We start from the raw sequence: 11081 nt of genomic DNA on the forward strand, positions 1-11081 counted from the left end.
TCATTAATCGTTTTTGTCTGCTAATACAGGCGCTCACGGATGACCAAGGGTCTGACCCTCGCCCGGACGAATTGTTAAGTGGTTTTTTACTCTTTTTTAATTAACGGTTTATCGGTGGGATGTTCCACCTGCAGTAATTCATTTGTCAGAACCGAAAGATCTCTGACCCGGTCTTTTAAGACAAAAACGCAGTCAATTTCATTGGCCTTTCCGGCAACGATGTCTTCGGCCAGGGCCCGACAGCCCGGGGAACCGCAGGAACCGCAATCCAGCCCGGGCAGCTTGGCTTCGAGAATTTCGATCTGCTTCATTTTTTCGATGGCTTTATTGATATCCTGGTCCAGGGGTTCGGGACTTCTGGGTAATATCCGCTCTTTAATGTGCATCATCCCGGAGTTATAAACATTTTTTACGTAGTCATCGGACATGTGTATTATTGAGGTCTGCTTCATTTTATTGGCCCGGTCCTGAATGTACATTTTGGCGACATAATTATTTTCTACGGTCAGGCAACCACCAACACAACCGCCGATGCAAGCCAACCCTTCAAAAAACTCGATCGTGTCGAGTTTACCGCACTCTATTTCTTCAAGGACACTAATCACATTTTGAATGCCATCAACATGAAGCACGTTTTTGTTTTTCAGGTAATCGCTTTCACCACCGGATAATGCCCAGGAGCATGATTCCGGGGTGGTATTATGAATACCTTCCTGAATCGGACAATTACCAATGTGGCTTAAAATATCGCTGTAAATATCTTTAATGGCAATCGCACCATCAATCAGATCGTATTTATCATATTCACTGGAGGCCGGATTATTGACCATCGTGGCCTTTGCCGCACAGGGGGTTATAAAAAATACGCCGACATCACTATTTTTATATTTTCCTTCATCCCTGATCCGTTTTCTGACCAGTCGGGCGGTCATTGCCATCGGCGATTTCAATCGGCAGATATTGTCTGTAAGCTCCGGAAAACGCACCTGAATCAGCTTGACTACCGCCGGACAGGCTGAAGAAATAAGCGGTCTTGGGTAGCGTTTGGCGTGGTACTCATACTTGAGGGCCTGGCCAACCACTTCTGCACCGTAGGCAACCTCCACCACCTCATCAAAACCCAGGGCTTTAATCGCCGAGAGAATTTGGGTGATCGAATATTTGGGTTTAAACTGACCGATGATGGCCGGCGCCACCAGAGCGACTGTATAACTATAATTATCTTTTTTTGACAACGGATCTGTTTTTGCCAGTTTGGCATGATGGGGACAGATCCGAATACACTCACCACAATCAATGCATTTTGACTCATTGATAATCGCCTTGCCGCCCCGAACTCGGATGGCACCAGTCGGACAGCTTCTGAGGCAGGTCGTGCAGCCCAGACATTTTTCATCATCAAGGTATACAGAATGAAGTAATTTTTCCATATGTGACCTTCTTCCTGTTTAGACTAAAAATTTCATGACAATTTTTGTACCTTCTCCAATTTTTGAAGAAATGGCAAAATTGTCGGCGTTGTTTTTCATATTGGGTAAACCCATTCCGGCACCAAATCCCATTTGCCGGACTTCTTCCCCGGCCGTTGACCAGCCTGCAGTCATCGCCAGATCAATGTTGGCAATACCCGGCCCGGTATCTTCAATGGTCAGCACCAGTTCTGCTTCCCCCACTTCCAAAATAATTTTTCCTCCGGATGAATGAATGGCCAAATTCATTTCACCTTCATAACCGGCAATCGATACCTTCCTGATGACCTTATTGGAAACACCCAATTGCTGCAGGGTCCGTTTGATCTTTCGTGACGCTTCCCCGGCAGTATCAAAATCCCCCCGACTGACGTCAAAGACGAGTTCATAACTCATCGGAGGTGCGCTCCCTTTAGGCCGTTTTTATAGAGAATCCCACAACTTTCAAAAAGGATATACTTGGTCGACATTACTAAAAGATTCCGTTCTTTTGCGATCTCAATCATTTCCTGGCTGGGCATTTTGTTTCTGACAAAAATGATACTGTTCATATTGGCCATGTCAGCCGTGTTTAGCACCTGTTTGTTGACAAGACCGGTGAGTAAAATAGCATCTTCTTTGGCGAAGCACAGCACATCACTCATGAGATCACAGCCAAATCCGGACTGCACTTCTTCATCCAGATGGCTCTCACCAGCTAAAACAACCGCATCAAGAAGGTCTTTTACTAGGCTTAATTTCATCAAAGGTTCTCCTTATTTCGTTATCATTCTTATTGTAAAGGATTTCTCTTGCATTTTGCAAGGTCTTTAGGGTTTTTTATTTCTATTTTTTTGGTTGGGTTATACCAACTTAGTGATCTTATAGATTGATTTTATGATAGGCCGCTCCCAATGATTTTAATAGCTTTTCTTCATCGTCGTCACAGGTAAAAAGAATGATCTGACGTTTACTGCTCAGTTCACACAGCAGTTTAAGGGCTTCGGTTTTTCGCTGTTTGTCATACCGGACAAAGGGTTCATCAAGAATAAAAGGCATCTCGTGACTGATTCGTTCCCCAATTCCATAGCGGAAGGCAAAATGAACCTGATCCATGGTTCCGGCGCTTAACTGCTCGGCATCCTTAAAATCGCCACCTTTGGGATCGACCACCTTGAGTTTCATGGCTTCATCTATTTTTACCCCTTTATAATGCTGGGTGATGGTTTCTAAAACCGCACCGATATTTTTATTAAGCTCCGGCGCAGACTCTAAATGACAGTCTTGCTGGATCGTTTCAAGTACTTCCAGGGCGGCGTTACAGGCCTGAATTTCAGTATCAAAGGTTTGAATTTGGGCGTCCAGCGATTTAATGGTCTCCTGGATTTCCACTGGCAGACCGATGCCATCGGTGAGCGCATTGTTCTCACCTTCCAACCGGGCAATTTCTTTCCCCAGACTTAAGAGCTCTTCGGATTTCGGTGAAGCTTTGTGCCAAACCGCTTGTCCATCATCTGTTTTCCCACCATTGACGGTCTCAAGAAGATTCTCCAGCAGCCGCAAATTGCCGTTAAAACGGATTTTGAGTTCTTCTAACTGCTGCGCTTTTTCGCAGCGTTCAGAATATTCGGCAATATCTTTTACCTCATACTGGGCCAGCTTTTTTTCCAGCTCCCGCATAATTCCGCGGCGTTGCTCAAAGAGCACTTCATAACCGGCCTGGTGCCGCGAGTGCTGAACAATGATTAATTCCCCTTCGTTTTGTAGTTGTTCTAACTCTTTCTGGTTACGAACAACTTTTTTATAAAAGCTGTCAAAACTGGGGCCGTCTTTTAGTTGATACTTTGCCAGGATTTCATCCTGAATGGGAATTAATTGTTTTTCTCTTAGAATCTGCCGTTTTTTAAGGGTTGCCGAAACCCCAAAGCTCAGTCCCACTACACCGACAATTGCCAGGGTCACGCCCAGGGTTAAAGACAGGTTTTCGATTCCCTGATTACTTCCCATCAACCCCATATTGGCAAGCCCCACCAGTCCCATTCCCACCAGGGTTACCAGGGTAGCAATGATGTTGATGATAATGTTTGATTTTTTATCGACGGCTTCTACTTCACCTTGCTCTTTTTTATAAAGCTCATAATCTTCGGTAATTCCTTCTAAGGTATGACCCGCCAGAGCACTGCGCTTTGCGGCTTCTTTCTGCCTAATCGCTTTGAGATGTTCAGAGGCGTCGGCCATTTCTTTTTCGATGTAGTCCATCTGATCGCCAAGCCGTTCGCCCTGATTTTTAATGGCTTTTAAGCCCTCCAGAATCTTGTAACTGTAGTCTTCAAAAACCTGGTCTTCTTTGATGATTTTTGACAGACGATTATTTTCTTTTTCAAGTTTATTGATCTTTTCATAGCTTTGCAGCAGCTCTTTTTTTCGTTTAACCACCGATTCCTGGCTCAAATACTCATTTTCCGCTTCAATGCGTTTCATGATCTTTTGATTCCGGGTAATCTTTTCCTGATTTTCGGCCACCTTGGCATAGGCGGCTTCGGCTTCTTTTAATAATTCCTTTAGTTCATCCCGTTCCCTAATCGCCGTACCAATTCTTGACTTACTCTGACCGGAACGACCAATCTGATTCTTTTTTTCTTCCAGTCGTCGGACGATCCCTTTAAAATTAATTTCGATGCCGCTGGAATTCTGCATTTCGATATAGGAATCCCGGATTTCATCCTGATGGTTCCCGGATTCGTAGTCATGGAGGTTCTGACGCATATTGACAGTATTATTGTAAACAACGGTGGTCATCCCGGTGTTTCCCAGAGGCAGATGCTGGCGGATGACGCCATCGTATTTAAATTGATCATTAATTATTTTTCCGGTACGATTATCGTAAATGAATAAGGAGTCTTTGGCTCTTAGAAAATTCCGCTCCAGGCGGATTTCGCGGTCATCCATCTCATAAACCAGCGCACCGCTGTAATCAAATTGATTCCAGGGCATATATTTTTCATATTCTTCGCTGTAGGTTTTCTTTTTACGGTAGGGTTTATAAAACCCAAAAAACATCCCCTGAATAAAGGTCTGAACGGTTGTTTTCCCGGCTTCGTTTTTCCCATAAATCAGATTGAGTCCCGGTTTGAGCGTAAGTGTCTGGTCTTTAAATTTTCCAAAGGCCTTAATTGACAAGGTTTTTATTTGCATTATAAAACCCCCTCACTAATCATCGCTTCAATGCTATAAATGATTGCCTTCTTCCGGATTTCCGGTTCTTCTATTTTTTCCAGTTCGCTAAGAATCTGACCAATCGGGTTATGCTTATTTTCCCGGATCAGCAGTTCCAGATCAATATCCGGCTCTAAATCGGCCGTGTCGGTTTCAATGTAATAAAAGGATTCTTCTAGATCATCATTGATCCAATCCATTTGTATTTCCGGGTTAATGTAGCCGCTAAAGCGGATACGGTAGTAATTTTTTAGACGATTTGTTTCGCTATCGCAGTCAATCGCTTTTTTTATAATATCCTGATAAGAATCTTCCGGGGAAATCTGAATTTCGATGGTTTCATACTTCCGTGAATCGAGGGGATTAAACCCACTGCTAGTAATAAAGGTCTGGTTGACATAATCGTTATCCACCTGGGAGATTAAAAATCCCCGTTCTCCTGTTTCACCAAAATTAAGGGGCACTGGTGATCCGCAGTAAGCGACGCCCCCCGGCGTCAGCCCCGGTTTATGAATGTGTCCCAATGCGATAAAGTCAAACCCCTTCTTCTCAACCATTCTTAAATCAATGGGCAGATAATGACTTTGACTGGCAACTTCGCCATGGGCCATTAAGATATTATAGCGGGTGTCATTTAGCTTAATACTATTAAAAGAGCGCTCGGGAAAGGCCCGATACTCGTTTTTTACCCAGGACATGCCATAGATTTCAGTATTGAGTTCTTTGATGTAAACGGACCGAAAGACATCTTCTTTAAAGATGTAGACGTTGCTGGACCATTCCACTTTCTTGTAGGGTGAGCTGTCGCCGTGGTAATCATGGTTTCCGCTGATCATAACCACCCAGGTTTTATCAAGACTCGCCAATCCTTCAGCGGCTCGTTTTATATCCATGGTCAGAACATTGACACTGTCAAATAAATCTCCGGCAATAAGCAGAAGCGGTACGCCCTCTTCTTTAACATATGCAATCATCTCGTCAAAGGCTTTCCATAATTCTTTTCTTTTATTTTTACCGTAATAGTTTCCTTGCTGCAAAAAGGTAAAGGGGCGACCTAAATGAAAATCTCCGGTATGTACAAAGCGTGTCAGCATCCTCTTTGCCTCCTCATCTATAAATTTTTTTATTTTAGGGTTTCTGACAATTGTCGGCAACACCTTACTTTAGTTTGTTTTACGATTATTATCTTCTAACTGATTTTTTATTATATCATCTTTTGACAAATGTTACATTTAATTTTTCTTAGAATTAATGATTTCATCGCTTTCGAGAAGTGAATAGAGGGTCGGAGTCAAGGAAAATGTCTGGAGCGCATTATTTACTTCGGCGAGGGCCTGCGCTTTTCGTTTTTCTGTGACGGTGGTTTTTTTGGCCCGGATCAGGATATTTTTAGGGGTATGAGCCAGATCCACAAATTCCAGCAGCGAAACTTTGTAGCCGCACGCTTCTAAAAGACTGCCCCGGATGGCATCGGTGATCAGGGCGGCGGTTCGTTCTTTGATGATGCCATATTTTGTCAACAGACTCAGTTGTTCGGTTTTTATTTGGGCATTTAGTTCGTGCTGGCAGCAGGGTACCGAAAAAATCAGTTTGGCATTCCACTTAATGGCATTGTACAGGGCATAATCAGTGGCGGTGTCGCAGGCATGAAGGGTGATAATCATATCGACCGGAAAGGTGGTTTGATAGGTATCGATATTCCCCAATTCAAAGCTAAGATGGTCGTAACCGTATTTCCTGGCACTCACGTTGCAGCGGTCAATGACATCACGCTTTAAATCCAGGCCGACGATGCGTACATTGAGATTTTTTATTTCGGTGAGATAATGGTATAAAATAAAGGTCAGATAGGATTTTCCGCAGCCAAAGTCGATGACATTGAGCTCGGTTCCCGGGTCAAAATTTTTAATTTCGTCGTCGATGATTTCCACAAAACGATTAATTTGACGGAATTTATCGTACATCGTCTTAACGACCTTGCCTTCTTTGGTGAAGATCCCCATATCGACCAGTGGCTTTATGACGGTACCTTCCGAAAGAATATAGTTTTTTTCGCGGTTATGGGTTAAGGCTTTTTCCGGGGCTTCCTTGACGGCTTTTTTAGTCACCGATGGTCGCCCCTTTTTGCTGATTTGAATGATATATTCATACTGATCATCCCAGCCGTTATACTGCAAAAATTCATTTTCCAGGGCTTGACCAAGGAAATCTTTAAACTGTTCAAGGGAAAGATTATCATTAAACACCTGGGTAGCTGTGAACTTTTCCAGATGATAGACTTCCTTTATTTGACTAATAACGATTTTTTTATAGTCACTCGTTTTTGACTTTGGTTTGCTGAGGGTGATCTTATAAATTTGGGGATTAAAACAAGCCTCAACTGCTGATATCAAACTGTTCATTAATTTACCTCGTATTTTTCTTATTGTCAATATCCTATCACGGGTTGGATAAAATTTATAGCTGGATTTGATTGTTTCGCAAAAAAATACCGGAATATCCTTTCGGACATTCCGGTATTTCAGACTGGTGGATATCGAACTAACTGAGTACCGACACCCTTATAATATGATGCTTGTTTATGCACCCATAAACATGGCCATATCTGCATCAACTGAGTCGATGCCGCCGATACCAAAGGTATTGACCAGGACATTAGCAACATTTGCCGATAAGAATGCTGGTAAGGTTGGTCCCAGATGGATGTTTTTCACACCCAGATGAAGCAGCGCCAATAAAACAATGACAGCTTTTTGTTCATACCAGGCAATATTGTAGGCAATCGGCAATTCATTAATGTCATTGAGTTCGAACACTTCTTTTAGTTTTAAGGCGATCAGGGCCAATGAATAGGAATCGTTGCATTGTCCAGCATCAAGAAGTCTGGGAATCCCGCCAATATCGCCGAGATCCAACTTATTGTAGCGATATTTTGCACAACCCGCGGTTAAGATGACGGTATCTTTTGGCAGTTTTTCGGCAAATTCGGTATAGTAATCCCGGGATTTCATCCGACCATCGCAACCTGCCATAACAAAGAACTTTTTGATGGCGCCGGATTTAACCGCATCGACAACCTTATCGGCCAGGGCGAATACCTGTTCATGGGCAAAACCGCCGACAATTTTCCCCGTTTCGATTTCGGTTGGTGCCTTTAAGCGTTTGGCCATTTCAATGACTTTTGAAAAGTCTTTTCTACCACTTGCATCCGCTTCAATATGAGTGCAGCCGGGATGGCCGGAGGCACCGGTGGTGAAGATTCGGCTCCGAACTTCATCACTTTTTGGTGGTACAATACAGTTGGTAGTAAACAAGATGGGTCCGTTAAAGGATTTAAATTCTTCAAGCTGTTTCCACCAGGCATTTCCATAGTTCCCAACAAAGTTGTCATATTTTTTAAAGGCTGGATAGTAATGGGCCGGTAACATTTCACTATGGGTATAAACATCTACCCCAGACCCCTTGGTCTGCTCCAATAGCTGCTCGAGATCAGCCAGGTCATGGCCAGAGATTAAAATAGCGGGATTCTTTTTAACCCCAATATTAACTTCGGTGATTTCGGGATTGCCATATTTCCCGGTATTGGCACCATCCAGAAGGGCCATGGCGGTGACTCCGAACTGGCCAGTTTTTAAGGTCAGTGCGACCAGATCTTCAACGGACAGTTTATCATCCAAAGTTTTGGCCATGGCTTCATAAATAAAGCCATATATGCTCAGGTCTTCTTTCCCAAGATTGAGGGCATGCTCAGCGTAGGCAGCCAGTCCCTTAACCCCGTAGGTAATTAGTTCTCTGAGTGAGCGGATATCTTCATTTGCGGTGGCTAACACCCCAACATTTGCTGCTTTTGCAGTCATTTCTGCTTTTGTAGCGGTTTTAAAACGGGCGGCATCATGAAGTGCCGAGACATTTATTTTTTTGCTCTTTTGCTCTTTATTCAAACCCAACAGTTTCTTGAAAAAGCCGGGTGAATTCTTTTTATTGGCAGCATCGACCATATCGCGTAACTGATTTCTCAGATTTATCATTTTCTTTATTTCTTTGACAAAGGCATCCGCATCAAAGTTTGCATTCGTGATCGTCATAAACAGGCTTCTTAACACCTCATGGTTTACTTCTCCCAATTCTTTGGCTTCCAGCTCGCCTTTTACAACGATTTCTGAAATCCCTTTGACGGTATAGATCAGGAGATCCTGAAGTTTTGCAACCTCTTCACTTTTCCCACAAACCCCTTTGACACTGCATCCGGCTCCCTTTGCTGCTTCCTGACACTGGTAACAAAACATACTCATACTATTGTTCTCCTTAAAATTTTATTTCATCATAACCGTTAAGTCTGAAAAATTTATCCGGTATCGCTACCGCGTTGGTATGTTGCTATTATATCCGGTAGTTGTGGTTATAGCCGTTGCAAATGCAACAGTTTTGATTGTTTTTAAAGAATAAAAAAAACACCTTTCGGTGTTTTCTTTATTACTCGCTTTTGCTATCGTTTGTCTGAATATTCTTATTTTTATAAAAAATACAGCCGGTTTCTTTGTAGGGATTTTTTAATACGTCCATATCCGGACATCGTCCGCTGACATTAAAACCACAGTTTAAATAAGAACATGCATTTTTTTCTTTTGATTCCATTTGCTCTGCTCCTCATTCGTTTTGACGCGATCGTGTCGCGTCGTTTTAGTTAATATTAACTGGTTAATATTAGCTGCGTGTAATTATATCAGTTACTCAACGCCTACTCAAGAGCTTATTGCACCTTAATTATTGCCGACGGTTAACAAAACAGTCGTTTAAGTAAACAATCACCTTCCTATATCGTGATTTATACCCGGGTATCGGTAAAGCCGTTCTCATATTCGTAGCATGAGGGCGGTTTTTAATTTTAAGTTTAGTCGCAAGAAAAGCCTAATCGTTTATTTACTGAAAAAAACAGGCATGGTAATGGGCCCAATCTTAAAACAAGTGACATCTTTTTCCGACTAACTCCATTTATCAATTAGAAAGGAAGGTGAGTAAGTATGGCAGATACATTACTGTATCAAGTGCACATCGAAAATGAAGGTTGGAGCGCTTGGGTTCAGGAAGGGCGCTTAGCGGGAACAGTCGGCCAGGGGCTACGAATCGAAGCAATTCGAACCCAGGGCGTTGCGCGATATCGTGTCCACGTTGAGAACATCGGCTGGATGGATTGGGTTCAGGAAGATGAGATTGCCGGTACCGTTGGTAGGGGCTTAAGAATTGAAGCAATTGAAATAGAATGCGAAAGCCTGAACTATCAGGTTCATGTACAGAATGTTGGTTGGTTAGATTTCGCCAGAAATGGAGAAACGGCAGGAACGACTGGCGGTGGTTTGAGAATTGAAGCAATACGCCTACTTAAATCAGATGAACCGATAAGCGTGGACGATCATCGATCCACCTTTACGATTGCACCAGCTCCGATCCCTGTACCTACGCCAGAACCAGTACCCGCTCAACCGGCTCAGGGAAGAAAGTCAGGGAAGGTGTACCTTGCTGTCGGTCACGGCACCCAATCGAACGGCGTCTGGGACTCTGGCTGCGTGGACGGGAATTACACGGAAGCTGGTCTGATGCTAGCGATCGGGAAGGAGGCAGCAGCCAGACTAAGAGCGCTGGGCTTTACAGTATTAACGGATGCTGATACTGATAACGACAAAAACATTGCCGCCTGTGTCGCTCAGGCGAATTCATGGGGGGCTGATGTTTACGTATCGCTGCACTGTGATTATAATAAAGCCCCGTCCGGGACGCTGCCAATTGTCTACCCAGGGAGTGGCGCCGGAATCCAGATTGCAAACTGCCTGATTGCTTCAGCTCAAGTTCGTATCGGACTCAGTACCCGTGGCGTGATCCAGCGAGACGATTGGGAAGTTGCCGACACCGGCATGACCGCTTGCATCTTTGAGACTGGCGGTATTCGTCCGGATATCGGATTACTGACCAATGCTTCAGCATTTGGTGAGGTCGTTGCACAAGGCATTTACGATTGGTTTTAAAATTGTGGTCACTCTTCGGGGTGGTCTTTTTTAGTTTCCCCTACTCTGCCCCGCCCTATCAAGGTACCACAAAAGAACCACAAAAGTACCTCTATTAGCTTCGGAAATCTTAGGATGATTTTTTGACAATAAAAAAACAGAGCCTTCAAACGGCTCTGTTATGCGCTATTATTGGTGCTCCCTCAGAGACTCGAACTCTGGACACCCTGATTAAGAGTCAGGTGCTCTAGCCAACTGAGCTAAGGGAGCGATAGTGGTGCCGAAGGCGGGACTCGAACCCGCACGTGATCACTCACAACGGATTTTGAGTCCGTCACGTCTGCCAATTCCATCACTTCGGCGTAAAAATAAAGATTATCCTGTTTTTTAACTTGCTTCTGAATACTAAACTCTTCAA

The 11081-nt window shown here is 43.6% G+C and carries 9 protein-coding genes and 2 tRNA genes; 1 reads left to right on the forward strand and 10 read right to left on the reverse strand.

Annotated features, from left to right (window positions below):
- Nucleotides 1-86: 86 nt before the first annotated feature.
- The 8 genes from U2P91_RS09545 to U2P91_RS09580 form a co-directional block, all read right to left on the reverse strand.
- Nucleotides 87-1430, reverse strand: coding sequence for a [Fe-Fe] hydrogenase large subunit C-terminal domain-containing protein (locus U2P91_RS09545; protein ID WP_322519516.1), 1344 nt, complete (start codon nucleotides 1428-1430; stop codon nucleotides 87-89).
- A gap of 18 nt (nucleotides 1431-1448) precedes the next feature.
- Nucleotides 1449-1865 (reverse strand): ATP-binding protein, encoded by a 417-nt coding sequence (locus U2P91_RS09550; RefSeq protein ID WP_322519517.1) that lies wholly within the window; start codon nucleotides 1863-1865, stop codon nucleotides 1449-1451.
- Nucleotides 1862-2212, reverse strand: a complete 351-nt coding sequence (locus U2P91_RS09555; RefSeq protein WP_322519518.1) for a hypothetical protein — start codon at nucleotides 2210-2212, stop codon at nucleotides 1862-1864. The genes U2P91_RS09550 and U2P91_RS09555 overlap by 4 nt, the downstream gene beginning before the upstream one ends.
- A 118-nt stretch (nucleotides 2213-2330) precedes the next feature.
- Nucleotides 2331-4643: an ATP-binding protein gene (locus U2P91_RS09560; RefSeq protein WP_322519519.1), complete on the reverse strand. Its 2313-nt coding sequence runs from the start codon at nucleotides 4641-4643 to the stop codon at nucleotides 2331-2333.
- The gene (locus tag U2P91_RS09565; protein ID WP_111887835.1) at nucleotides 4643-5758 is read right to left on the reverse strand and encodes a metallophosphoesterase family protein; all 1116 of its coding nucleotides are present in this window, start codon (nucleotides 5756-5758) and stop codon (nucleotides 4643-4645) included. Before U2P91_RS09565 ends, U2P91_RS09560 begins: the two co-directional genes overlap by 1 nt.
- A 138-nt stretch (nucleotides 5759-5896) precedes the next feature.
- Entirely contained in the window at nucleotides 5897-7066 is a 1170-nt protein-coding gene (locus U2P91_RS09570; protein WP_322519520.1) for an SAM-dependent methyltransferase, read from the reverse strand.
- Between the two features lie 177 nt (nucleotides 7067-7243).
- Nucleotides 7244-8956, reverse strand: a complete 1713-nt coding sequence (gene hcp, locus U2P91_RS09575) for a hydroxylamine reductase (RefSeq protein ID WP_322519521.1) — start codon at nucleotides 8954-8956, stop codon at nucleotides 7244-7246.
- 181 nt (nucleotides 8957-9137) lie between these two features.
- A complete protein-coding gene (locus U2P91_RS09580; protein ID WP_162624480.1) occupies nucleotides 9138-9299 on the reverse strand; it encodes a hypothetical protein in 162 nt (53 codons plus the stop codon).
- A gap of 386 nt (nucleotides 9300-9685) precedes the next feature.
- Here U2P91_RS09580 and U2P91_RS09585 point away from each other — a divergent pair, with 386 nt between their 5' ends.
- Nucleotides 9686-10684, forward strand: a complete 999-nt coding sequence (locus tag U2P91_RS09585; protein WP_322519522.1) for an N-acetylmuramoyl-L-alanine amidase — start codon at nucleotides 9686-9688, stop codon at nucleotides 10682-10684.
- Nucleotides 10685-10856: 172 nt separating this feature from the next.
- On the opposite strand, the gene U2P91_RS09590 is transcribed toward U2P91_RS09585, so the two are convergent.
- Both U2P91_RS09590 and U2P91_RS09595 read right to left on the reverse strand, forming a co-directional pair.
- Nucleotides 10857-10933, reverse strand: a tRNA-Lys gene (locus U2P91_RS09590).
- A 5-nt stretch (nucleotides 10934-10938) separates the two neighbouring features.
- Nucleotides 10939-11025 (reverse strand) — tRNA-Leu (locus tag U2P91_RS09595).
- Between the last annotated feature and the right edge of the window lie 56 nt (nucleotides 11026-11081).

The organism is Acetobacterium sp. K1/6 (assembly GCF_034438075.1).
Classification (GTDB): domain Bacteria; phylum Bacillota; class Clostridia; order Eubacteriales; family Eubacteriaceae; genus Acetobacterium; species Acetobacterium carbinolicum.

Coding starts and splice junctions, on each gene's coding strand:
- U2P91_RS09560 (WP_322519519.1), bottom strand. CDS start 4,643: ATGCAAATAAAAACCTTGTCAATTAAGGCCTTTGGAAAATTTAAAGAC.
- hcp (WP_322519521.1), bottom strand. CDS start 8,956: ATGAGTATGTTTTGTTACCAGTGTCAGGAAGCAGCAAAGGGAGCCGGA.
- U2P91_RS09570 (WP_322519520.1), bottom strand. CDS start 7,066: ATGAACAGTTTGATATCAGCAGTTGAGGCTTGTTTTAATCCCCAAATT.
- U2P91_RS09545 (WP_322519516.1), bottom strand. CDS start 1,430: ATGGAAAAATTACTTCATTCTGTATACCTTGATGATGAAAAATGTCTG.
- U2P91_RS09585 (WP_322519522.1), top strand. CDS start 9,686: ATGGCAGATACATTACTGTATCAAGTGCACATCGAAAATGAAGGTTGG.
- U2P91_RS09565 (WP_111887835.1), bottom strand. CDS start 5,758: ATGCTGACACGCTTTGTACATACCGGAGATTTTCATTTAGGTCGCCCC.
- U2P91_RS09580 (WP_162624480.1), bottom strand. CDS start 9,299: ATGGAATCAAAAGAAAAAAATGCATGTTCTTATTTAAACTGTGGTTTT.
- U2P91_RS09550 (WP_322519517.1), bottom strand. CDS start 1,865: ATGAGTTATGAACTCGTCTTTGACGTCAGTCGGGGGGATTTTGATACT.
- U2P91_RS09555 (WP_322519518.1), bottom strand. CDS start 2,212: ATGAAATTAAGCCTAGTAAAAGACCTTCTTGATGCGGTTGTTTTAGCT.